17 protein-coding genes and 4 pseudogenes are annotated in these 23,336 nt (G+C 38.8%); 11 read left to right on the top strand and 10 right to left on the bottom strand.

Annotated elements, in window-relative coordinates:
- Nucleotides 1-242: 242 nt before the first annotated feature.
- Entirely contained in the window at nt 243-716 is a 474-nt protein-coding gene (locus tag LEP1GSC190_RS03550) for a HEAT repeat domain-containing protein (RefSeq protein WP_002761623.1), read from the bottom strand.
- A gap of 182 nt (nt 717-898) precedes the next feature.
- Between LEP1GSC190_RS03550 and LEP1GSC190_RS03540 the strand changes: the two genes are divergently transcribed.
- Entirely contained in the window at nt 899-2,059 is a 1,161-nt protein-coding gene (locus LEP1GSC190_RS03540; RefSeq protein WP_002761558.1) for an LptF/LptG family permease, read from the top strand.
- 842 nt (nt 2,060-2,901) lie between these two features.
- Here the strand turns inward: LEP1GSC190_RS03540 and LEP1GSC190_RS19645 are convergent.
- Nucleotides 2,902-3,125 (bottom strand): annotated as a pseudogene (locus LEP1GSC190_RS19645) (hypothetical protein).
- On the opposite strand from LEP1GSC190_RS19645, the gene LEP1GSC190_RS03535 reads away from it, so the two are divergent.
- Entirely contained in the window at nt 3,124-3,648 is a 525-nt protein-coding gene (locus tag LEP1GSC190_RS03535) for an LIC10415 family protein (RefSeq protein ID WP_004281144.1), read from the top strand. The pseudogene LEP1GSC190_RS19645 and the gene LEP1GSC190_RS03535 overlap by 2 nt on opposite strands.
- Before the next feature lie 671 nt (nt 3,649-4,319).
- Entirely contained in the window at nt 4,320-5,831 is a 1,512-nt protein-coding gene (locus tag LEP1GSC190_RS03530) for an SBBP repeat beta-propeller lipoprotein, LipL53 family (RefSeq protein ID WP_004281209.1), read from the top strand.
- 774 nt (nt 5,832-6,605) lie between these two features.
- Here LEP1GSC190_RS03530 and LEP1GSC190_RS03525 read toward each other — a convergent pair.
- Together LEP1GSC190_RS03525 and LEP1GSC190_RS20080 are read right to left on the bottom strand one after the other, a co-directional pair.
- Nucleotides 6,606-7,280, bottom strand: a complete 675-nt coding sequence (locus LEP1GSC190_RS03525; RefSeq protein ID WP_002761550.1) for a leucine-rich repeat domain-containing protein — start codon at nt 7,278-7,280, stop codon at nt 6,606-6,608.
- Nucleotides 7,281-7,400: 120 nt separating this feature from the next.
- Nucleotides 7,401-7,657: pseudogene (locus tag LEP1GSC190_RS20080) on the bottom strand (hypothetical protein); the annotation flags it as partial.
- A 300-nt stretch (nt 7,658-7,957) separates the two neighbouring features.
- Here LEP1GSC190_RS20080 and LEP1GSC190_RS03515 point away from each other — a divergent pair.
- A complete protein-coding gene (locus LEP1GSC190_RS03515; RefSeq protein WP_002761525.1) occupies nt 7,958-9,634 on the top strand; it encodes an acyl-CoA dehydrogenase family protein in 1,677 nt (558 codons plus the stop codon).
- A 240-nt stretch (nt 9,635-9,874) separates the two neighbouring features.
- Here the strand turns inward: LEP1GSC190_RS03515 and LEP1GSC190_RS03510 are convergent, their stop codons facing one another.
- The gene (locus LEP1GSC190_RS03510) at nt 9,875-11,071 is read right to left on the bottom strand and encodes an adenylate/guanylate cyclase domain-containing protein (protein ID WP_002761588.1); all 1,197 of its coding nucleotides are present in this window, start codon (nt 11,069-11,071) and stop codon (nt 9,875-9,877) included.
- Between the two features lie 886 nt (nt 11,072-11,957).
- Here LEP1GSC190_RS03510 and LEP1GSC190_RS03500 point away from each other — a divergent pair.
- Nucleotides 11,958-13,517: an SDR family NAD(P)-dependent oxidoreductase gene (locus LEP1GSC190_RS03500; RefSeq protein ID WP_002761570.1), complete on the top strand. Its 1,560-nt coding sequence runs from the start codon at nt 11,958-11,960 to the stop codon at nt 13,515-13,517.
- 197 nt (nt 13,518-13,714) lie between these two features.
- Here the strand turns inward: LEP1GSC190_RS03500 and LEP1GSC190_RS03495 are convergent, their stop codons facing one another.
- On the bottom strand, nt 13,715-15,019 hold the full coding sequence (locus LEP1GSC190_RS03495) for a UvrD-helicase domain-containing protein (RefSeq protein ID WP_002761640.1): 1,305 nt from the start codon (nt 15,017-15,019) through the stop codon (nt 13,715-13,717).
- A gap of 106 nt (nt 15,020-15,125) precedes the next feature.
- Here LEP1GSC190_RS03495 and LEP1GSC190_RS03490 point away from each other — a divergent pair, with 106 nt between their 5' ends.
- Nucleotides 15,126-15,440 carry a hypothetical protein gene (locus tag LEP1GSC190_RS03490; protein WP_004281117.1) on the top strand — a complete coding sequence of 105 codons (315 nt, stop codon included), beginning with the start codon at nt 15,126-15,128 and terminating at the stop codon, nt 15,438-15,440.
- Here the strand turns inward: LEP1GSC190_RS03490 and LEP1GSC190_RS20560 are convergent.
- Both LEP1GSC190_RS20560 and LEP1GSC190_RS20555 read right to left on the bottom strand, forming a co-directional pair.
- A complete protein-coding gene (locus LEP1GSC190_RS20560; RefSeq protein WP_036036267.1) occupies nt 15,430-15,831 on the bottom strand; it encodes an IS5 family transposase in 402 nt (133 codons plus the stop codon). The two genes, LEP1GSC190_RS03490 and LEP1GSC190_RS20560, sit on opposite strands and share 11 nt — an antisense overlap.
- A gap of 47 nt (nt 15,832-15,878) precedes the next feature.
- Nucleotides 15,879-16,226 carry an IS5 family transposase gene (locus tag LEP1GSC190_RS20555; RefSeq protein ID WP_002724411.1) on the bottom strand — a complete coding sequence of 116 codons (348 nt, stop codon included), beginning with the start codon at nt 16,224-16,226 and terminating at the stop codon, nt 15,879-15,881.
- A 56-nt stretch (nt 16,227-16,282) separates the two neighbouring features.
- Here LEP1GSC190_RS20555 and LEP1GSC190_RS20970 point away from each other — a divergent pair.
- A pseudogene (locus tag LEP1GSC190_RS20970) lies at nt 16,283-16,464 on the top strand (hypothetical protein); the annotation flags it as partial.
- Nucleotides 16,465-17,042: 578 nt separating this feature from the next.
- On the top strand, nt 17,043-18,959 hold the full coding sequence (locus LEP1GSC190_RS03475) for a DUF1561 domain-containing protein (RefSeq protein ID WP_002761438.1): 1,917 nt from the start codon (nt 17,043-17,045) through the stop codon (nt 18,957-18,959).
- A gap of 361 nt (nt 18,960-19,320) precedes the next feature.
- Here LEP1GSC190_RS03475 and LEP1GSC190_RS03470 read toward each other — a convergent pair.
- Nucleotides 19,321-19,448 (bottom strand): annotated as a pseudogene (locus tag LEP1GSC190_RS03470) (UvrD-helicase domain-containing protein); the annotation flags it as partial.
- Between the two features lie 529 nt (nt 19,449-19,977).
- On the opposite strand from LEP1GSC190_RS03470, the gene LEP1GSC190_RS03465 reads away from it, so the two are divergent.
- The 3 genes from LEP1GSC190_RS03465 (at nt 19,978) to LEP1GSC190_RS03455 (ending at nt 22,094) form a co-directional block, all read left to right on the top strand.
- Nucleotides 19,978-20,310, top strand: a complete 333-nt coding sequence (locus LEP1GSC190_RS03465) for a hypothetical protein (RefSeq protein ID WP_004281107.1) — start codon at nt 19,978-19,980, stop codon at nt 20,308-20,310.
- Between the two features lie 89 nt (nt 20,311-20,399).
- On the top strand, nt 20,400-21,044 hold the full coding sequence (locus LEP1GSC190_RS03460; RefSeq protein WP_004281204.1) for a DedA family protein: 645 nt from the start codon (nt 20,400-20,402) through the stop codon (nt 21,042-21,044).
- A gap of 42 nt (nt 21,045-21,086) precedes the next feature.
- Nucleotides 21,087-22,094 carry a hypothetical protein gene (locus LEP1GSC190_RS03455; protein ID WP_002761590.1) on the top strand — a complete coding sequence of 336 codons (1,008 nt, stop codon included), beginning with the start codon at nt 21,087-21,089 and terminating at the stop codon, nt 22,092-22,094.
- 18 nt (nt 22,095-22,112) lie between these two features.
- Here the strand turns inward: LEP1GSC190_RS03455 and LEP1GSC190_RS03450 are convergent, their stop codons facing one another.
- Nucleotides 22,113-23,252, bottom strand: a complete 1,140-nt coding sequence (locus LEP1GSC190_RS03450; RefSeq protein ID WP_002761462.1) for a DUF1577 domain-containing protein — start codon at nt 23,250-23,252, stop codon at nt 22,113-22,115.
- Between the last annotated feature and the right edge of the window lie 84 nt (nt 23,253-23,336).

Raw genomic sequence — 23,336 nt, 5'->3', positions numbered from 1 at the left:
CTAAGATTTTCGGACAGACTCTAAGTTACTTTTGAGATAGGTTTTACAAAGAAAATAAAGATATAATGAGGATTTACACTTCGATAATTACAACGATTGATAAGAAAAGTTATTCAGAGAAAAACGAAAAATCTCGCAATCTCAAGGGCCCCGTAAACATTCACGCTTTCGATTCCTTCTCCGAAAAGAAATTTCTAAAAAACCGATTCCGGAAAAGGAATAAACGAGAATTTAGTGTGAAATTAAAGTTTTAATTTCTTTTTGATCAAATCTAAAAAGTCGGCAACGAACTCGTCTCCTCTGCGATTTTTATCGGCGAATTCGAAAGCTTCTTTTGTGGAATCTTCCAATTTTTCATTTTTTGTGGAGATATTCAAAAGTGAAGCCAGAGAAGCGTAGACGATATCCCCGTTTTCGGAAGAAATAATTTTATTTTTCAAAGCAATCGTCGCATCACCGGGCTCCGCAATTTTCCCTAAAGCGATCGCCGCAGCCGTTGCAATTTTAGGTTCATTATTGCGGTTGAGAAGATGGATGAGTTCCGGAATCGCGGACTTTTCCTTATTCTTTCCAAGAGCGACTGCGGATTCGTATTTTTCAGAATCGGAACCGGAAGAAAGAGTTTTGATATGTTCTTCGGTGGATTTTTCCGCAAGAAGAGCGCCGGACGTGAAAGAAACGGCGAGCGCAAGAATAAGAAGAGAACGAAATTTCATGAGTGACTCCTTTCCTTCGGAAGAATCGTGTAAAGAAACGTAAGAGTCAATCTAAAATTCTAAGGGCATAATTGATTTCCCGGAATTTGCTTTGCACATTCGATCGCATTCAAAAAATAAACCAAGAGATTGCATCTGCGAAAACCTTGTCAAGACGACCTCAAATTTCTAAAAAGAAGAATATGTCCGCAATTCCTTTCCAGCCTCATTCACTCAAAAACTTTTTCCACAAATGGAAGCAGGAATTTATTCCTCTTAAAATTTTAGATCGATATTTATTCGGAGAGTTCTTCAAGGTCTTTATCGGAACCGTAATTTTGCTTACTGGAATCATGCTCCTCTCTCTCGTAAACGACAATATGAGAAACTTCACGGCTACAAAAGCGCCTAGATACCACGTAGCTCTTTTTTTGGTCTACAGTCTTCCAAAAATCATATCTACTACAGTCGTTTCAATGTCCTTAATGTTTTCGATCTGTTTTACCGTCGGCCAGTTTTCCGTGAATAAAGAACTCGTATCAATGATGGCCGCGGGAGTTTCCTTTTTCAGAATCGTGGCACCACTTATACTATTCGGAATTTTAATGTGGATCGTGATGCTTCTCACGACGGAGCTCATCGTAAGGCCGGTCAACAAATTGGCAAAGATAGAACACGATATTCTTACAGAAGGAATGGGAACTCTCGCAAACAGCGTATATCAATTTCATGTGAAGGGGAAGGAAGGTTTTTATTATTTGTATTTTTACGATCCCAATAAGGACGAGATCAACGGCGGATTCAATTACATTCGACTCCGGACCGACGGATCACCGGAAACCGTAATTTCCTCCTTAAAAGCGAAGTACAACTACGAAACCAAACTTTGGAAGATGAAGAAGGTGGAAGAGTGGCATTTTGATAACGACTTAAAACTCAGTTCTCAGGAATCTTTCGAGGAAAAAGAATACGAACTTCCCGAAGATCCCACCTATTTTAAGGTTCCTGCAGGTTCGGTGGAAGAAATGAATCTCTTTCAATTGAAAGTAGAAGAAAAAAGAAGAATTCAAAAAGGTCTTTCTTACGGAGACGTTCTTACCGAAAAACATTCCGTATTTGCATTGCCTATGATGACGATCATCGTAACTTTGATCGGAACGATCGCGGGTTATTTTACCAAAAAAACCGCGGGAGTCGCATCTTTAGGAATCACGATCGGTGTAGTGTTGATTTATTATATATTCAATTCTGCGGGTAAATCGTTAGGAGAAAACGGTGTTATACCGCCTTTCGTAGGAGTTTGGATCACTCCCAGTTTGTTTTTGGGATTGTGCTTTTGGATGTTTCGCCGTATGAATCTTTAGTTGAGAGATGGCAACAAGATCATGAATGGTTTTGTCATAGCAGACATCTTTTAATTACGAAATTCTTATATACTCACTCCCGGTTTTGGACCTCAAGTTATAGTACATATAAATCATTTTCTTAAACTCTCAGAAACCGATTTGGAAGCGTGTATTTGGATCCGCTGGTTTGAAAATGGTAAGACCAAGTTTTTCAGAAAATACTGCATATATATAAGATCCTAATCTATCACGGCTTAAAAGTTGGCATAAAAATTCAACTCATCGAACTTAAGCAAATTCCAACTGCAAAATTTTCCGTTCGGCCCGTTAGTACGAGCGCTTTGTCAGCAGCACTTGGTACAGCGAGCAAAAATTCACACGAATCAGCAAACCAGAGTTTGGCTCAGCTTTTCGATTTCATTTCATCCTACGATATTTGCTTATCAGCCCGCACGATCTTGATCACCGCACAGAAAAAGTATATGCTTAACGACTGAAACAATTTATTAAAGCCGTCGAAAACACAAACCTAGGATTTCTCAAACCCTCTACAGACAGTCTTCGATTTCGCAAATTCCGGTCCCAGAACTATATTCATACATGGAGAACTCGACCATCGCGTTTCTATTGGCACGAAACCTAAAAAGCCTGTGTGCAAAACCTTACCTAAAACGTAGAAAAAACATATATTCTCTGGTGGAAAAAATCCAGATCGATCGGGAAAAAGGACTGGGTATTTCGAGTAATAGAACGTCGATTAGCACAAACATTCAGAATACTAATACCCACATAATAGTAGCGACCAATCTTTTACAAAACCGGGAGTATTACTCATTCGAAGTGATTCCAATCTACGATAGTCAAAAATTTATGAGCCACTTGAGTGAAAATTGAATTTTTTTATAATTTCGGAAAAAAATTCATTTCTTTCCCGTATACCTTCCGATATATAGTTTAGATTGTCTCCAGAAGTAAGATCTTTGATGCGACATAGGGCATTTCAGAAAAGAAGTCCCTACTAAAAAGTTCATACCAAATTGGTATTCTTTCCGGATCTTGAATTCTGAAGAGGAGGAAAGAACATGGACGTTCCACTCACAAATCTGATTAGCTCTGCGGAAAAGCTCATCCGCGACAAACGGTCTTCCGTTAATGCCAAAGCTGTACCCGCTCAAGAAGAGCGAGGAGGCCTCGACAAAACGGAGTTTTCTTCAGGACTCACGTCCCGTTATCTGAAAATTCAGGAAACCCTTGCTAGTCTTCAAGGGGAATTTACCAGTGAACAAATGAAACTCGGTATTTTAAACGAAGAAAATACTCCGAACAGCGAACTTATCAATATTCTGTTCGGCGAAACACCTTTGTTTAGAGAACTTGCAGAGAATCCGGATATCGACCAGGCCGTTTTGAAAGAACAGATTCAGGGAAAGAAAAATAAACTCACGGATACGATTCGTAACTTAGAGGTAGAATCCGAAAATATTTTTTCCATCGGAATATTAAAAGATCGGGATAACTTTTCCAAGTTTTTGGAAACTATCAGCGGCAAAAATATTCACATGAAACAATTTTCGGAAAAAGCGATCGAGAGATTGATTAAAGAATAAAAAGAACGGGAAAGATCTTAATCTTCCCGCTCTTCCGCAAACTGGATTTTAATTTCGCGAAACCTCGGACCCAACTTGCTAAGGATCACATAACGTATATTTACTGTGTTCCCTATATCTCACCCTATAACTTAAATTTCCCATTACTAAATCCAATATAGAAAATTCAGCGCGCTTTTTCTTACTATGTTTATTGTGCCACAATCCTACCGCTTTTTACGTGAGCTCGCGTTTTCGTTTAAGAACCTGTCCAACCTTATTATAATCATTCGGCAAGTTCGTAATAAAACGTAGGAGTTCCCGCAGACTACACTTCTTTGGTAGTTCATGAGATTTCTAACAGACTTTATTGTTGGAATACTCTCGTAGGAGTTCCTACATTTTTGTAAAACTAAAGTGTCTCATTCTATTGTGTTCGACGGGTTTTAAGACAGGCTTTTATTCTAAAATATCATTTCGATCTTCGTGTATGTCTACTTGGAGATCGAATATTTAAATCATTCCCCTAAAGAACTTTAAATTCCACAACGACTCTTATAGTGAAGCACTCATTTCCTATTCTTTTTTCAAGTAGGGTAAAACGCCCTACTCTTCTCAAAGTTTCTCTTTAAAAAGCCTTGGACTTTTCTTAATCAAAGTAATAGAAAGTATGTTGAGTATTAAGGAAAATTATGATACATTTTCTGATTCTTTTTTTTATATTATTATTTCAAGCTTGTTCGCCTACATCCGATGCAAAAACGAACAACTTCTTTTTGATTCCTTTAGCTCAAGGAAATTCTAATTTTTATAAGAATTCGATTACTTCAACTCCAGAGGAAGAAAACCTTAACCCTGTCGTCTTTGGTGAAAACTTAGCCGTCATCGAGGAAATTCCCACCGTTTTTGGTGAGAATCCGCCTGTCTTAGAATGGACTTCATTACTTGAAATTCCTACTGAAATTGTCGGGAAACCGGATGTCGCGGTCGATGGGGACGGTTCCATTTATATCGCGGCCAATTCGAAAGCCAATCTTATTGGTGACGAATCAAAAATTGGAACCCAAGATATCATTCTTAAAAAATTCGATTCTCAGCAAAATGAACTTTGGATGAAACGAGTCGGAGTTCGAAACGTGAGTTTGGAGGTCACCGGTACTGCAGCTGATATTAACGGAAACGCGTATGTAACCGGTTATACAAATGGCCCTTTTGAAAAAGCGCTTATATCCGAAAAACAGGATATGTTCGTAGTTAAGTTCAATCCGGATGGAACAATAGCCTGGAAAAAACAGGCGGGGCCCAAAAGAGCCAAAGGAGTTTATAATACTTATAACGTTTTTACAGAAGGGATCACTGTAGATACATTCGGAAATTCTTATGTAGTTGGAATCTCAGACGGACCTTTCGGAGACAACGCAGTGGGTAATCTTAACGGTGGATTTATTATTAAGTTTGATGCTAACGGAAACCAAATTTGGGTAAAACAAATCTCGATACTCGGAGCCAGTATCCTTCCGAAAAAAGTCGCCCTTGACGAAAACGCAGATTGTATTTACGTAGTTGGAACATCGATTAACGCAAATTTTAGAACCAATACCTCCCTCAATTATGCCTATGGTTTAGAACCTAGAGATCTTTTTATTCTTAAATTCGACGGAAATGGGAATCAAAAATTCTTCGCTCAAACGGCAATTTATTCAGATAATGTAATACCCTACTCTCTTGCTGTGGATCCATTCGGAAACGTCTTAGTGGGAGGACAAAGCGACATAGATTTAGAATCTAAAGCAAACCAAAGGACGAACATTCGCGGATTTTTAATAAAATACGACTTTGATGGTACTCAAAGATGGGTCAAACAATTTGGTCCGTACAGCAACGAATATATAAAATCAACTAAGATAACTGGAATCACCACCGATGAAGTCGGAAACATCTTTACAACAGGTCAAACCTCTGGAAATACCATCAATGAACACAGCAAAAGAGTAGGGAACCAAGATATTTTCCTGACTAAACACAATTTTATTGGACAAGTCGAATGGATACGTCAAGTCGGCACTCCCGGGGAAGTCTTATACTCTGGAGGAATCGGCATCGACTCAGATGAAAATCTTTATTCTACCGGAATTACAGACAATAATAAGAAAGATTATCAAGTTAGAAGAGACATGGATCTCTTCCTCATGAAATTCAGATAATTCGTTTCCACGGTCGAATTTTTCACATTATAATTCCTTGAATTAAATCACTTAAAACATATTTCGGAGCCATATGCTCCGGAGGTGTTTCGATTAGAGAAGATATGCAAAATCAGGAACCGATAAAATAGTCCGGAAACGTTTGTATCCTCGCAAGCTCGACTTACGAAAAATATGTTCCTTAATACTCTTTAGTCAAATGGACGAGGCAATATGTTGTGCTTGGCATTACTACAAATCAAAGGACCATATAAAATTGGGATTTTGGCTCTTGTATGAAGTCGAGTTAACTTTTAATAGATCTTGAACTATAGCAGCACCCAGTAAGCAGAGCTTGACGGCGATTGGACACGAATTTTCTTCATAACATTTTTGCTAGGTGAATTATATTCATTACAGTGGATGACGAACAATAGGCATAATATTAATAATTTTTTCATAATATTCTATTAAATTGTAAATTAAAATTTAATATATTTTTGGTAGTTTATGAGATTTCTAATAGGCTTTATTGTTGGAATACTCTCGTAGGAGTTCCTACATTTTTGTAAAACTAAAGTGTCTCATTCTATTGTGTTCGAAGGTTTTTAAGACAGGCTTTTATTGAAATGTTAAATAAATCCAGAATGGAACAGATTTGTAGGTTAAAATACGAAGTTTAAGAGTTGGAAAGAAATATTTAAAATTTCTTTTGATATATATGAATTCAAGTGTTAGAAAACAAAACGATTCAATCTATTAAGTTAAGCAGGTTTATTTACCAAATAAACGATATTATTCACAAGATTGACAGCCTGATTTTTGGATATTTATTTCTTGATTATGAAATAACTTTCGGATATCTTGCTCAGTGGACTTGAAAGATGGATTATTCCATAAGTTTAATATTCTAAGTTTTTTCAGTTGTCCAATTTCTTCGGGAAGAGATACAAGTTTATTAGTAGACAATTCCAAATATAATAAACTTTCTAACTGTCCAATTTCTTTCGGTAAGGTTGTAAGTTGATTATTGCTTAAATCTAATACAGATAATTTTTCTAATTCCCCGATTTCTTCGGGTAAAATTGAGAGATTATTCCCATCTAACAATAACACCTCTAGATTTTGTAACTGCCAAAATTCTTTCGGCAAAGTAGAGATTCGATTTCTGGTCATGTCCAGCATTTTTAGATTTTCTAATTCTCCGATCTCTTCGGGAAGAGTAGTAAGCTCATTGTCGCGCAGATACAACCTTTCTAAATTTTCCAGCAGTACAATTTCTTTAGGGAGTGTCGTTAGTCGATTTCTACTCAAATCAAGAATCTGAACCTTTTTAGGCGTTTTTAATGCCGCAGATAGATTTCGATAGACATTCGCTTCTTTAGGTTGGGTTTGTAGTTCTACAAGAAAACAAAGAAAAATTAAGACTAATTTTTTTAAAGAGAGATTGGTTAAAATCCTAAATTTCATAATTGTTACTTGAACTAATAGGATAAGGAAGTTTTCCAATACAACTTTGTCAATTTAAAGTTTCATACTTTCTACTTAGATCCATAACAAAAACAGAACGGCTCCGAACAAGGTAAATTACGGACTTAAATTCGGATAAGATTTCCGTAATTGTAAGCACCTGTTATATCCGAAACATAAGGAATTCAAAACTAAAAAGACGGGATAAAAAAACCGATTCCACTCAGAAAACACCCCTCCCAAATTTTCGTTCCTTTGCGAAAGTTTCGAAAAGAAAAAAACCTTTCCGTAAACAAACACGTCACATTGATAAATAGGAAGGAAATCGAAAATCCGCTTCGTTTCACATTTTCTATCTCCCCAAAATAATACGATACAACACGAAATATGTGTGAGGGTTTCTTTTTTGAGTGATACGATTTCTTGTTTCAGTTCGTCCAGACGTTTTTGTATTTTCTCGATTTCCAAAATCAATTCCGTCTCCGTTATACGATTCGAAACCGAAGACTTTCTTAAATTCATTCAGAAAAGAAAGCAAAATACCCGACTTCTTATTTTCGATTTTAAAACGGGTTTCCATCGCCCGGGAATGGTCGTTCAAAAAGCAAATGACAGGGGTAGAAGTCGTGATTTTGTAGGTTTCAGATTCGAATTTTTTACTTCAGGATTAAAAACCCATGAGCGCAACCAATACCGTCGTTGATCAAGCGACCGCGAAAAAAGCACTTTCCGTTTCCGCAGGAGTGATCGAAGAAGTTACAAAAGCACTTGCAGCACGTTGCAATATAAACGGAAAAGTCTCCGTTGATAAGATGGACGAAAACCAACTCGTTCAATACCAAATCGCTTGGCTTACTTCCGAACAAAAAATCGCGGAGAAATTCATTGAATACGCTTGGGACGCGTCCCGAGGAACAGGGGATCTCGAACAGGAAATGGCAGTCGTTTTTGCGGCTGAAACCGTGAACCACGTTCGTTCCGAAATCAGTTCCCGCCCTTCCGAGTACGGAATCAAAGCTTCCAGTCTAGTTTCCAAAATATTCAACGACGAAATCAATCAATTCTTAGAAAACGCAATGGCGATCCAAAATTACAACCAGATCGCGGACAAGATCGTTGCCAAAGGTCATTTCGGAGCATACGGTCTGGATGAAGACCATGAAATGTTCCGTGAAACGTTTAAGAAGTTTGCAGAAGACGTAGTAATACCCCATGCAGAACACGTCCATAGACACGACGACATCATTCCCGAAGACATCATCGGCGGATTGAAAGATATGGGATGTTTCGGACTTTGTATTCCAGAATCATACGGCGGAATCCAACCGAACGACAAACCGGATAATTTATCCATGCTCGTCGTTACCGAAGAACTCTCCAGAGGGGGATTGGGAATTGCGGGTTCTCTCATTACCAGACCGGAAATCATGTCCAAGGCTCTTCTGAAAGGAGGAACTCAAGAACAAAAAGACAAGTGGCTTCCTCTTCTTGCATCCGGGGAAAGAATGGCCGGAATTATGGTGACCGAACCAAATTACGGATCCGATGTAGCAGGAGTTTCCGTAACAGCAAAACAAGCAAATGGAGGTTGGGTCATCAATGGTGTTAAAACCTGGTGTACGTTTGCAGGTTATGCAAACCTTCTTTTGATCCTTTGTAGAACCGAATCAGACCCTTCCTTGAAACACAAAGGACTTTCCATTCTACTTGCAGAAAAACCGAGTTTTACCGGTCACGAATTTACTTACACTCAACCCGAAGGCGGAAAAATAGAAGGAAAAGCAATCGGAACCATCGGATATAGAGGAATGCATTCTTTTGAAGTTTCGTTCGACAACTACTTCGTTCCCGCAGAAAACCTGTTAGGCGGAGAAGCGGGAAGAGGAAAAGGATTTTATTTCCAGATGGAAGGATTTGCCGGTGGAAGAATCCAAACCGCAGCCCGTGCACACGGCGTGATGCAAGCAGCTTTGGAAGCCGCACTACGTTATGCGCAAGAGAGATCCGTATTTCAAAAACCGATCTACGAATACAACTTAACGAAATATAAGATAGCGAAAATGGCGGTGATTCTACAGGCTTCTCGTCAATTTGCAAATCACGTAGCGAATCTTTTGGACAATCACCAAGGCCAGATGGAAGCCACTTTGATCAAGTTCTACGCGTCCAAAGTCGCCGAATGGGTGACAAGAGAAGCGATGCAAATTCATGGTGGAATGGGTTATGCGGAAGAATACGCGGTTTCCAGATACTTCGTGGACGCCCGAGTGTTCTCCATCTTCGAAGGCGCCGAAGAAGTAATGGCCCTAAGAGTAATTGCAAAATCCCTAATGGACCAATACGCAGCAGGATGATCTTTAAGGTAAAATTGAAAACACTCTATTCAAAAATTAGAATAGAGTGTTGAAACAAGAAGAATGCCTCCGCGGGACAACCTGTCGTCATGCGCCGACCGCAAAGAGATCACGATCATTGATAAAATCACGGATCGGGTTGACGCCAAGAGGATCGAACGCGCGATCGACAATTCTTTAAATACCCCCGAAGAGCCTGTGAACCACGGCGTTGTCTAAGAAGTTTACACGTTTTAGGTATTAGTCGTGCTTAGGAGAATAAATATTCCTTTCTCCACTAATTCCTTTAAGTCGTTTTGCTCCTATAAATTCGAAATTTTCTTTTCCGGCTTTGATCGTAAATTCTTCGGTGGTAAGGATATTCTTTCCTAAATCCTTGCACAAAGACTCTACTCGAAAGGCCTGATTGACTGCATTTCCGATCACGGTAAAATCAAGTCTGTCTTTTGCGCCAACATTTCCGTAAACTACGTCTCCAACATTCAGAGCCATACCCAGATGAATTTGGGAATCCGGATGTTCCGTATTCCATCGCATTACAGAATTCTTAATTTTCTGAGCAGCATTCAAAGCCGCTAAACAGGCTTGATTCGGGTCAGTTTCCGCGGGGAAAACGGCAAGAATCGCATCTCCGATGAATTTTAAAATTTCCCCTTTTTCTTCTTGAATCGGCTGCGCGGTAAGTTCGAAGTAATTGTCCAAAATTTCCACGATTTTTTTGGGAGAATTGTTTTCGCTCAAATAGGAAAAGTCCCTTAAATCCGCACAAAGAATCGCAGCATACATCGTTTCACCGGTCCCTCTTCTAAATTCTCCCGACAAAACTCTTTTAGATGCATTGGAACCTAGATATACTTCTAAAAGTTCGTTGATGGCGAATTTTCTGGATTCCAGGTCCAGACGTAAGCAGAGAACGTTTCGAATCGAATTCAGGAACTCGATTTGTTGGTCCGAAAAACCTCCGGGAGCATCCGTACTCCAGGACATAGCGCTTCGAACATTTGTTCCGAATACGGAGGCGAAAATACAATAATCCGTTCCGCCTTTTTCGTATAAATCGACACAAATCGGGTACGAAAGATCCGCGTCGGGGCCAGTCAGCTTGCAACGAATGAAATCCTTTTGTTCTTCCCGAATGAGATAGATAGGACTGTCCTTGTATTGTTGCTGTTTAAGTCCCTCATGAGGAATGAATAATACTTGTGTCTCCTCTCCCCTCGTCCAGATGAGAGAACGCACCATCACTTCGGGATGCATAGTGGGAATACTTGTAAAGAATCTCCAAACCGGAACTCCCGCCTCTATAATATTTCGATTCAGCATCTCTATCAGTTCCTTTGCTTCCAAGGCTCTGGATTCCGGGCTGGTTAACCAATTCAGGATATTTTTCATTCCTTCATCATTTGCAAACGTTATGTTTTGTTTTAGATTGTTCATGCGATTGTACACTTTTGTTTTAGACGGTTGACCTTTTATTTCGATTTTATTCAAAGAACCACATAGTAGATGTCTAAAACTCCTCCTCTACATTAGGAATTCGTCTTAAAACACGATACCTTACTATGTAGGAATCAGAGTTTCGGAAAAGACGTTGATTTGAAAAACGACCCGTTATTTGCACTTTGTTTGAATTGTATTTTCGATAAAAAAAAGAATCACACAAAATGTAAAGATAATAGTTTTTATATTCAAAAATCTTTGTCTTGGTTTAGCAATGAAAGGTTCGTTCTCAGAATAGTTCAAAATAATATAAAGCCGACTCCTATTTTTTTACGATTATGAATTTTATCTTCTGTCGACCGATTACCGGTCTTTAGGACATTTCCATTCTTCTTTGTTTCATGAACATCGTTATCCGAATTATAGACCTAACCCGTCCGCTTTCATTCATAAAATTCTAAAGCTTTGGTTTGTGAAGAAACAAAAACCCTTTTAAGGAAAAAATCGTCGAGACTCTCAGGTTTTAACAAGGATATATTTCAATCCTCGTTTTGAAACTCCGTTTTACTACTCGAACGCATAAAGATGATACCAAAAATTAACAGGCATTTTTTACAGAGACGTAGAAGTCTTCACAAAATTGTGTCGATCCAGAATTGTCGTTTTTTTGAAGAAAATCTAACATTCTAACTTTTGAAACAAGCTTATTATTACAGTATTCTTTTCATGCGTCCGAGTAGTAAAACACGTGAAGGCCCAACTCCAAATCAGAAACAATCAGGTACAATAGGATTGCAGAGTTAGGAAATAGAGTTGCTCAAGAGTTTGTTTTTTGAGGTATAGTTGGAAAGAGGATTCTCCTTTAAAAAACAGGCATATCGGTATGAGCGATTCTCAAACAAACGGCAAAAACAAACCGGCCATTGATGAAATTCAAGAATGTATCCGGCTTCTTGAATCATTAACGGAAAATCCCGAACTGTTAACGTCTATTCCCGAAAAAGAACGAATCGCATTGATGACTGTTGCGGGTAGGATTTCCCGACCCGATCGGAATGAAATTCGGATTCGAAACAAAACGATCAAACATTCCAGAAGAAAAGAGATCGTCACTCAGGAAAGAAAAGCGAGGGCGGCAACCGGAATTCGAACCGCGCGAACAACCCCAGTCTTTAAAGCGCCTCTGCAAATCACCGATCGAACTGATATCTGGAAAAGCGAGAACGCACCAGAACTTTCTTCACCTCGCAATTGTTACATTTGCAAAAAGGAATATACCCGGCTTCATTTCTTCTACGACGCCATGTGCCCGCCATGTGGAGAATTGAATTATAAGAAAAGATTTCAAACCGCGTCTTTACACGGTCAAGTCGCATTGATCACCGGTTCTAGATTAAAAATCGGTTATCAAGCGACCCTAATGCTTTTAAGAGCCGGCGCGACCGTGATCGCGACCACTCGCTTTCCCATCGATGCTGCATTACGATTTTCTAAAGAAAGCGATTTTTCCAGTTGGTCTGATCGCCTTCAGATTTTCGGTTTGGATCTAAGACATACTCCAAGTGTAGAACTTTTTGCGAGTTATATAGAACAAACCGTGGATCGTTTGGACATTCTCATCAACAACGCGGCCCAGACGGTTCGTAGACCTCCCGGATTCTATACTCATCTGATGAAATTCGAATCATTAGATTTTCATGATATACCGGAAGAAGCGAGTCAACTCCTGAAACTTCATAGAGATTGCAAACGAAAACTTGAATCTTTCGGAGGAATGAATCTTGCCGACGAATCCGCGCTTCCCGTAAGTTGGAACGGAAAAATACCCGGAGTAGGAATCCGTTCTTCGGCACGGCTTTCTCAAATCCCGTATTCCCACGATAATTCTTTCGAACTAGAGACGGTTTTTCCCGAAGGTCAAATGGATGCGGATCTTCAACAGATTGATCTTAGAAAAACGAACAGTTGGAGACTTAAATTGGGTGAAATTCAGACCTCGGAGATGCTGGAAGTCCAGCTTGTAAACGCGGTCGCTCCCTTTGTTCTTTGTAATCGCCTTGTTTCCGTTATGCGAAGAAAAAACACGGGACAAAAACATATCGTAAACGTTTCCGCAATGGAAGGAAAATTTCATCGTTTCAAAAAAGAGGACAGACATCCTCATACCAATATGGCAAAAGCCGCATTGAACATGCTTACGCACACTTCCGCGAGTGATTTTGCAAAAGACGGGATTTATATGAACGCCGTCGACACGGGCTGGGTAACCGACGAAGACCCGATCGAGTTGTCCCAAAAAAAACAGGATCTTCACGATTTTCAACCTCCATTGGATATCGTCGACGGTGCGGCAAGAGTTTGCGATCCGTTCTTTGACGGAATTCTCACCGGAAAACATTGGTGCGGTAAATTTTTAAAAGATTATTTTCCGATCGACTGGTAAAGAACAATAAGACATTTCATATAACGTGAATTTAGCATAAGAAAGTTTAGGCACGAATTTCATAGAAACAATGGCCCGTGTTTTCCACTCTGACCAACAAATTGATCAATCGCTCGAAAAATGTAATTCTCTCGTCATTCCAATTTGTCGATCCCGCTTCAATCGCTTTTGCATTTGTTATATCGAAATCGCGTTATTTACTTCGATAAATCCTCGGGTTCTATCTTTTTCAAACCTTTAAAATAATGGAAGAACTCGCTTTCAATCGTTTCTCTTCTCGAATTCTTAGCTGCTCCCAAAATCAACAAACGATCTTTTGCCCTCGATAAACCGACGTAAAGGATCCTTCTTTCCTCTTCGATCGTTTCCAAAGGAGAATCGGGTCTTACATTCCAACCGTCTGCAACGTCCACAAAAACGGTATGAAACTCTAAACCTTTACTAGAATGAATCGTCATAAGGTAATCTTTCGGAATTCCAACTCTAATATATTCGCTAATTCTAAAATTCGATCTACATAATATTTTCAAGTCCATTTCGGACGAAGGAATCGCTCGAATTAAATACGGAATTAGATCGACGATCCCCTCCATGAAAATCTTACCAACGCAAGCTTTCCCTTGACGCGAAGGAAAAATTTCTTTTTCAATTTTTTCCCGATTCTTTTGGATAGGAATCGCAGACGTTTGAACGATCTCCGGTAAGGACCGATAATTCGTATTTAAAAAATGAAGCTTGCAAGGTTGGAAAAGTTTTTGAAAACTTAAAAACGCCCCAGGTGCAGTTCCCCGGAAACTATAGATTGCTTGGCTGTCGTCCCCTACAACGACGATTGACGCGCTCCGGGATAACAACTGAAGAAACTCAAGTTGTTCTAAATCCGTATCTTGAAATTCATCTACAATGATTTTTCGAAGTATATTTCTAGATTTATGAGTCCATTCCTCCTCATTTCGAAGACCGTCCAATAACATTCTTACCAGATCATCGAAGTCTAAAAAGCCATTTTCCTTTTTGTATTTTTGATAAGCGAATTCGAGATTCTCTTTGAACTCGGCAAAATTCTCTCGGATATAAGGAATATTCTCCGCCCAAAAAAGTTCGTAGGGAATCCCTCCAACTATGTTTCGCTCCTTTTTTAAGAATTTACGATAGAATTGATTTTTCTCTTCCAACGGAAGGATCTTCGGTTTTTGCACTATAAATCTAGGATGCCAGCGACCCAGTACATACAAACAATATGCGTGAAACGTCTGGACCCGTATGGAGTTTTTCTCGGTAGACCTTTGAATCCTATCCGAAATTTCTTTGGCCGCTTTTCTCGAAAATGTTAAAACTAAGATAGATTCTTCTGGAAGCAGGTTTTCAACCAAGATTCGTTCAATGATTCCTACCATTGTGCTTGTTTTTCCAGAACCCGCCGCAGCTACAACTTGTACGAATCGTTCCTTCTCTTCGATCACTGCTTTTTGGGCAGGGCTATATTGAACTTCTTTTTTCATTTTTTCTCCTCTTACAGATACGGTTCTGGATTTCAAATTTCGAAGAGAGAAAATTCAATTTTTTTGATGTTTTTAATTGGTTTAGAAAACAAGTAATAACTCTTCTTTGAAACCGAAAAGAAGAATCGTATCTAAAAATAGGGATACTCATTCAATCTGTTTTCTGCGATTGCCGATTACTTCTGCAATCGTTTGCAGTCCCGCGAATTTACAAGCAAGAGATAGAATCCGTTTTTCCGCCTTCTTACAGGATTTGTTTATTTTGGTTTCAGTTATTTTGACTTGGATCGTAAAAATTCCTTTGGTTTCTTTGACCGCGTTTTGCAAGTTGCAAACTTACAGATCACAGGATTCTAAAGACGCGGTTTTAAAAGGAAACGGTTTGCGGAGCCTAAGATCCGGTCTCAAAACTATCTATTAAAGAAATTGAAAACAATAATAGTGCTCGCGAGGTAAAGAGAAGCCATATAATTTTCAGATTTTCTTTCCCACCGGATAAGGATAGCCCTGAATCGATTGTGCCAACTGTTCGTTCTTTCAACGACCCATCTTCGAGGCTTTCCTTTATATTTACCGATCAATGGTTTCTCGCCTCTTCTTCGAATGTGAGGCCGGATATTTCTTCTTCTAATTAATTTTTCCGTATCTTTAAAGTCATATCCTTTATCAAGACAGAGATGTTTTGGTTTCTTTTTTCTTCTACCGGAAAAAATCAGGATTGAATTTAAAGTCTCTTTTACGTTATGCTTGTCATGAACATTGGCTCCACTCAATGTTATGGCCAATGGAATTCCATTTCCATCCGTAAGAATATGCCGTTTAACCCCTAATTTGGCGCGGTCTGTAGGGTTTTTGCCGGTTAAACTCCCCCTTTGGGAGCTTTAACAATTGCGGAATCCATCGAGGCCCAGTCCCATGCTATCTTATTCTTCACATCATAATATTTTAAAATAGATTTATAAACCTTTTTGAATACTCCCGCTCGCTCCCATTCTTGGAATCTTCTGTGACAAGTTTGACCAGATCCGAAGTTACTCGGAATTGCCCGCCACTGACAGCCTGTTTTCATTCGATAGATGATCCCCGCCATTACCACTCTTGTAGGTAATCGATTGCGACCTCCTTGGAGATTTGCCCTAACTTTTGGGATTAATGGTTCTATTTTTTCCCAAAGTGCATCGGGGATCTCTGAATAATATTTGTCCATTTCACAAGTAAATAATTACGATTCAAAAGTACAACCAGTTTTGAGACCGGCTCTAAGTGAAAATCAATTTTTCCGAAGACGTTTCCTTTTTGAATAAGCGAACGTGTTGAATAAGTTAAATTCAGATAATACGCATCGGATCGATAGCTCTAAACCCAAATACATAGTTCCAAACGTTTTGCAAATTATAGAAAACTTTAAGACTGCGGCAAAGTCGTGTAAAACAAAATTTGAAATAAATTATTGAATTAAAATGTCCGCCTTAGGGCATAGAACGGCTTTATAATTGAAAGCGGGTTGACGTTCCGATAATTCGAAAATAACTCTCAGATTGGCGCATAAATATTACTTTAGAATATTTAAATATAATGTTGTTATTTTTATATTTTTACTCAGGATTAAGTTAGTCAAAATTGAATTTAATTATTTTTATTTTCGCATTAATGTCTTTTTTATATTTTTTTTTGTTTAGACGATCCACTTGAGTAATCGCTTTATTCACATTAAATATCACTAAAGTTCCAAAGACCTATTAGATTTATATAGAATTAATTTTTATTTGATATTTTATAAAGACTGAACAACGTGTTCATATTAAAACATCTTTTCATTTCTTTTAATTAGAATATTCTAAAAAATGAAAAGTTTTGTTTTCATTGAGAAACAAAAAGTGACGTAGTATATTTTCCACTCAATCCGATAGTTCCGCTTATCAGCAAACCGGTTCAGACAAGATTTGCGAGGAATGTATGTTTGTTTCATATCCTTAAGGGTGCAAATGTTACGTCTTAATTTTTCAAAAAAAAGGAGGTAAGAATGGGTCGTTGGATAGTTCTAACGGTAGTTTTGTTAGTTTCAATTGGGGTTAGTTTTACTTACGGAGGGAACTCTATTTCGTCGAATGGTATCTCAGGTTCGATTATTCAAAAGCCTACTGATAAACCAAATGACAAATCTATCAAAATCGTTGCACATAATGGGAGGAATTATTGTTACTCTCCTATGTTTAGCCATAATGAAAGTTACATCCAGATTGAACAGTGTGGTGATAGGACTCCTAAAGCAAGATACGACGTGTTTCAAAGAATTTCTTATTACATTAATAACACGTGGCTATGTATTACTACTTCAGAAAAAGTAATTAAAGGAGAAGTGAACTGGGATTATGTGAATCTCAGACCTTGTACTATCAATAATCCTCAACAGAGATGGATAGTAAAGAATAACGCCTTTTGGACTGCGGATGGGCGTTATCAGTTGAAGGACGTGAATTGGTTTGCGTATATCTCAAGAACCTCTACGGATTACTACAACCATACCTTAGACTCTACGATGAATGAGTGGGTTAAGACAGTGGCTACTCCTGGAAACGTTAGCATTCAAACTTTCATAGCTTGGGATTCAAATTGGGGCGATGGACTTTGGAATAACATAGCTAGCCGCTACTTTATTCATTCAGGAGGTTCAGATAGAAATACCACGCCTATCTATTACAACCCCGAAAATGGACATCTTGCTGAATACAATTCTGCTAACGGGCTTCTCTCCTGTATGTATTCTAAAGTAGGTAAATATAATTGGAATTGGGTTTACTGGGCACCGTGTAATGATGTGCCTGTCAGTAACAAGGAGAATTCCGCTTATTGGAACGTATATTTTGAGACAATAGAAGGAGGGATGATCACAGACTATCAAGGCAACATACTTAGAGTTGTCAAGGCCGGACCGAATTGGGGTGTTGCTTATGCAGCTAAACCCTCTTATTTGGAAGTAGTTACTACTCATAGTCCTACGTCTCTGTTTATTGTTGATAAAGATTTATTGAATTGGATACGTTACACAACCGGTAATCTTGGAAATACGGAACAGTACTGTCCAGCTGGCAATAAGAAAAACGATGCATATAAAAGAGTAAAGAGGAACTTATCATCCGACTTTCAATTAACTGATGATTGGGTTAGGAGGCTCTACGACATAGCTAGATCAGCCACATACGAATCCGCGAGGCCTGGTTACAGACCCCAGCGGATCGGGGCGTGCGGCGTTTGCCTAATTCATAGCTTTCAAATGTTAGCAGAACTCCAAGAGTATCATTCTCAAAGACCTCTTCAGAGTGGAGGTTACTTCTTCGATACAGCTCCTGATAGGGATCCTTTTATCTCGTTTAGCATACGTTATCGGGAATTGTACAGGTTACTGACAAACGTGCCTGTAACATACAGTAACAGAGGCAGAGTTCTGGCATTCGCATCCACTACGATTATGATGCCTCAGTACGAATGGGAAAGCTCTTCTCCAATCACTACTCGGCCTGAAATGCTATCTCATATCAGATCACTCATAAATTCCCCTCCTGGAAGTATTTGGTTGGCGTTAATGAGAAGACGACGTGCAAACGGAACTGTTTCGGGACATGCCGTTCCAATTCTTAGGACCTCTCAGGGGTTAGTGGTAATTCGAACAAACACACCTACGATATCGTTTAACGACTACAGGCAATCTCTAACACCTATGACAAATCCGGACGAGGTAATTGCCAATCTGGAAGGACCAGACAGGACTCTGACGGTACTTACAACTATACAGCCGGTGGGGGCTTACGAAAGTGCCTTTGGCCTCATGGTTTCTAACAGGGATTGCACTGGAGAAGGAGACGACAGAAGAGGTTCAGGAAGATATCCAATCAGCTCGTTAGTAAATCAGTGTTCAGGAGGCAGGTGCACGTTACAGTAAGGACCTAGTTTAAAAACTATAATGGATGTTAAGTATCGAAATCATATTGCAATCCGAGGACTTAACATCCATTAGTTGAATTATCAGCGCTAATACACAAAAATAAGGGCATTATCAGCAATACTGTGATCAATGACGTTTCTTAAAAAGAATCGAAAACTGATTCATTATTTTATTACGAACTTATTGAATGATTGTAACTGATTTCTTTTAAGGTTTTCAAGCCCAGAAGGGGCGCCATTTTGTCTAAGTTGTTATGGTAAAAAAGGAACAACCGATTCCCAATTATTTCTCCAAGACTTACTGAACATCGGATATTGATTGTCCCACTCACGGAAAGATCATCAAGACATTTCTAGGCTTCAACCAAGATTTGTTCAACGATCCCTATCATCTGTTTATTTTTCCGGAGCTCGCTGCAGCTACAACTTGTATAAATCTTACGTTCTTTTCAATCACCGTTTTTTGGGCCTGAACTTTCTTATTCATTTTTTTCCTCTTACAAATACGGCTCCGGATTTCAAATCTTGGAAAGGGAAAATTCAACTTCTTTAATGTTTTTTAGTATCTAACCATCCAAACGTATGAAAAAAGCGCCAAAAATTAACCGTTGATCTTTCAAAGATGTAGAAGGCTCAAAAATTGCGCGCAATCTAGAATTACCGACTTTTTAAAGAATATTCTGAATTTTGAAATAAGCTCATCATAATATGATTTCTATATGTCCGAGCAGTATAAGATTTCTTTAAATCAATCGGAAACAATTCTTATAGGAATCGTTTTAGAAAATTCTTGATCTTGAATTGGAGTTTGTCTGGAAGCTCATTTCCTTTTCCACAATCAATCTGACCCTGAAAGTTTTAGAACAACTCTTAAAGTTTTTTCGGGACTGAATTTTTAGACTTGGCAAACACATGATATATAAAACGATATTCTTCAGGATTCCAATCGGTTAAACTTTGAGTCCAATCAAACTTCTTTTTTCAGAAATACTACGGAAGAAAGGTTATAAGATAAAATGACGGCGCAAAACTCAGTTCACATTCTTCCTCGCAAAAGAACCCGCTTTCGTGGAATGGTTGGGTCTATCCTACATCATAAAAATCCGGAACAATCCCGAATTCTATTGCAGGATATTTGTCTTTTGATTTCTGGAAAATCGATAATCCAATCTCAGTTGTTTTATTTATCCCGAAAATTTCAAACCATGAATCTTCAATTAGGGGACGAGGTTGAGTTCGACGCAAGAATCAAACCGGATCGAAAAGGTATCTCCTCAAATTCGATCCGATTGAACTATCCGACAAAAATTTTTCGTTATAATTCGGAAAAAGAACGTTTGCTTTTTTAGGGTTTTACGCGTTTGACTTACCCGCTCTCGGATAAATCCTATCCTAAATTCAATAATAGGGCCTCGTTCTTTCGAACAAGGGAGGTAATTTGGAAACTCTTCAGTTTTTTTTCGATTTCTTTTTAAATTTGGAAACACATTTGGATGCAATCATTCAGACGTATCAAAACGGGACTTACGTTATTCTATTCTTGATTATTTTTGCGGAAACCGGTTTGGTAGTAACGCCTTTTCTTCCCGGAGACTCCCTACTTTTTGCCGTAGGAGCGTTTATTGCGAGAGGTTCTTTGGATTTAGGAAGCACATTAATTCTTCTCATCATTGCCGCTATTTTAGGGGATACCGTAAATTATTCGATCGGGAATTTTACGGGAGAAAAGATATTAGAAAAAGAAAAAATACCTATGATCAAAAAGGAACATTTGGAAAAGGCACATCGGTTTTACGAGACCTACGGAGGAAAAACGATCATCATCGCAAGATTTATTCCGATCATACGCACTTTTGCCCCTTTTGTCGCCGGAATCGGGACGATGACCTACGTTAAATTCATTACATATAATGTCATAGGCGGAATTCTCTGGATCTCTATTTTCATTCTGGGCGGGTATTATTTTGGGAATTTGGAATTCGTAAAAAGAAATTTTAAAATTGTAATATTTGCAATTATTATTATTTCTGTCATGCCTGCGGTGATCGAATACCTAAAGGAAAGAAAAAAAAGTCGAGTTTAAATTTTTTCGATTCAAAAAAGCTCGCTGGGATGTTGTCAAAAAATGAACTTAAGAGAAAGTTTTATTTCAAAATTCGCGGCGAGTTTTGTAAAACCCAGATTCGAAATCTGGTTTGCGGCCGTTCTCATTCCTGAAAACGACCAGGCTTTTTGGGTGAGATATTCCACTCTCAATCCTAGAAACAATCGCGATCTGATTCCGATGGGAACACTTTGGGCGTCTTTATTTGATCGTAAAAACCCGAAGAATCATCGAACTACAGTGCAGTCTTTTCCCTATGAGGACGTTCTGATCAAGGAACATGCAATCGAATTTCCGGAAGCATCCGTAGGACCCGACCACATGCGCGGCAAAATTCAAACCCCAAAGTCGGAAGATCTAGCTTGGGATTTGGAATTCAGACATAAGTTGGAACCCACCGGACATCTTCCGCGCTGGTTGGAAAAAACTCCGATTCCCAAAACGAGAAGTATCGTCTCTTCCCCTTTTACAGAGGTTGCCGGTTGGATCCGACTTGCAAACCGAAAATTCACATTCCAAAATGCGAATGGACATTTCAATCATATCTGGGGAACAAACCGAGTTTCCGAATTATTCTGGACCTTCGTTCCTAAGTTCGACAACGATCCGGACGATTGGTCGATGGAAATCGCAACGGTTCGTCCACAGCCGTTTACTCCGACTTTGACCTTTGTCACTCTTCTGAAAGATGGAATTCCGATCCATCAGCATTCCATCTTTCGTTCCCTAAGAAGTTCGACAAAAGTAGAATATCCGAAACTTCGTTTCAAAACACGTCTTGATGACTATGAGATATCGGTGGAAAGCGAAATGGATAAGGATCAAATCGCCGGTTATATCTATCGAGATCCGGACGGAAGTCCTAGATACATTGAGCAAAGTGACATAGGTAACGTGAAGTGCGTTATACGTCATCGTGGAAAAGAAACCGTTCTAAACGCAAAACAAGCGGCGGGAGTGGAGTTTCACGGACTACGTCCCTGGAGAAAGGATCACGAGTATTTAGATCCGTATCAGACCCAATTTTAGAATTTTCCGATCCATCAATTATTCTTTAGACAAAGATTCGATGTTTGATTCGTAACGGGCTCTTTCTCCCGGTAAATCCGACTTCCCAGCGAGTTCGATCCCTAAAATGAGGTGGTTATTTTCGTCCTTGGCCAACCAACGAATCAAACCGTGAACCGTAAACGGGGCCTGCATCTTAAAAAAGATGTCGAACACAAAATCGTCTTGTTTCGGCAAAGTTTCTATCAGATGAGGGTGTTCGATCTTAACACTGATTCCCGCCCTAGAAGCGTTAAGGATCGGAAAATGTTCGGCTGTTTTCATCGTATTCGACTCTTTGATTCTATCTACCATTTCGTTAGCAAGAGATTGAAGTTCTAGAACGTATTTTTCCGTAAGCTCTTGTTCCTTGCTCTGTATTGAAAAGTAACCGATCGGGATTTGTTCTTGTTCGAGATTCAGATAGATGATCGGAACAATCAGTTCGGAAATGATTTGCTGATCTTTATATTTTTTAATGCAGGAAGATAGATCGTCGTCCACTTCCTTTTCATAATTGATCCTTACCGGAGAACCATTTTTATAAGAGTTCTCATCTTGGGTATTTTCTATAAGAAGATATTTGAGCGTTTTTTTAACGATTTGAAATTTACGATCCAAGTCTGGTTTGAAAATATCAATGTCCACGATATCTTCCGTTTTTTGTTTGAGACGATTCTTATAGTCTTCAAAATTTACTTTGACCAAGGTCGGAATACTGAACATATTTGCTTCGATTATGGCTTTAGAAGATACCACGTTAGTCACATACATAGCCCCTGGTTCTACCGTAAATCTTTGATTATCCCTATTTTTCCTCGCGATCGCAAGCTTTTTCACCTTAACAATAAAAAGCGAATTTTCCAATTTTTGAAGAAAGATACATTCCAGTTCAATGTATTTTGCGAGAATCATATAGAGGGTAAAGGAACTTCCTTTCTGAAAATTTTCCACATTCAAAAATTGAACGAGAATCTTTCCGCCCTCTTCTATAATTTTTTTAATCACCGCCTTTCGATCAAAGGGATAAATTTTAAAAGTGAGTTCTTGTTCTAAGAGATACTTTGCAATGACATGATTCTTCTGTTCAACAGAAGTGATGATATCCATTTCTCTTTCGGTTTTTTGCAAATATTCCATCAGTAATGCACTTTCAAAATCGATTTAAGATGAGTATCTTCTTGGGAAAAATTCAGTAAACGAAAAAATTTAAATTATAAAAAG

This window comes from Leptospira mayottensis 200901116, from assembly GCF_000306675.2.
In the GTDB taxonomy this organism is placed as follows: Bacteria; Spirochaetota; Leptospiria; order Leptospirales; family Leptospiraceae; genus Leptospira; species Leptospira mayottensis.
The sequence above is the reverse complement of the archived record's forward strand: the minus strand, read 5'-3'. Positions and strand labels throughout refer to the sequence as shown.

Excerpts from the sequence above, each read along its gene's own strand:
- LEP1GSC190_RS03540 (WP_002761558.1), top strand. The coding sequence starts at position 899 with ATGTCCGCAATTCCTTTCCAGCCTCATTCACTCAAAAACTTTTTCCAC.
- LEP1GSC190_RS03475 (WP_002761438.1), top strand. The coding sequence starts at position 17,043 with ATGGGTCGTTGGATAGTTCTAACGGTAGTTTTGTTAGTTTCAATTGGG.
- LEP1GSC190_RS03535 (WP_004281144.1), top strand. The coding sequence starts at position 3,124 with ATGGACGTTCCACTCACAAATCTGATTAGCTCTGCGGAAAAGCTCATC.
- LEP1GSC190_RS03525 (WP_002761550.1), bottom strand. The coding sequence starts at position 7,280 with ATGAAATTTAGGATTTTAACCAATCTCTCTTTAAAAAAATTAGTCTTA.
- LEP1GSC190_RS03515 (WP_002761525.1), top strand. The coding sequence starts at position 7,958 with ATGAGCGCAACCAATACCGTCGTTGATCAAGCGACCGCGAAAAAAGCA.
- LEP1GSC190_RS20555 (WP_002724411.1), bottom strand. The coding sequence starts at position 16,226 with ATGGACAAATATTATTCAGAGATCCCCGATGCACTTTGGGAAAAAATA.
- LEP1GSC190_RS03510 (WP_002761588.1), bottom strand. The coding sequence starts at position 11,071 with ATGAACAATCTAAAACAAAACATAACGTTTGCAAATGATGAAGGAATG.
- LEP1GSC190_RS03495 (WP_002761640.1), bottom strand. The coding sequence starts at position 15,019 with ATGAAAAAAGAAGTTCAATATAGCCCTGCCCAAAAAGCAGTGATCGAA.
- LEP1GSC190_RS03450 (WP_002761462.1), bottom strand. The coding sequence starts at position 23,252 with ATGGAATATTTGCAAAAAACCGAAAGAGAAATGGATATCATCACTTCT.
- LEP1GSC190_RS03465 (WP_004281107.1), top strand. The coding sequence starts at position 19,978 with ATGACGGCGCAAAACTCAGTTCACATTCTTCCTCGCAAAAGAACCCGC.
- LEP1GSC190_RS03550 (WP_002761623.1), bottom strand. The coding sequence starts at position 716 with ATGAAATTTCGTTCTCTTCTTATTCTTGCGCTCGCCGTTTCTTTCACG.
- LEP1GSC190_RS03500 (WP_002761570.1), top strand. The coding sequence starts at position 11,958 with ATGAGCGATTCTCAAACAAACGGCAAAAACAAACCGGCCATTGATGAA.
- LEP1GSC190_RS03455 (WP_002761590.1), top strand. The coding sequence starts at position 21,087 with ATGAACTTAAGAGAAAGTTTTATTTCAAAATTCGCGGCGAGTTTTGTA.
- LEP1GSC190_RS03530 (WP_004281209.1), top strand. The coding sequence starts at position 4,320 with ATGATACATTTTCTGATTCTTTTTTTTATATTATTATTTCAAGCTTGT.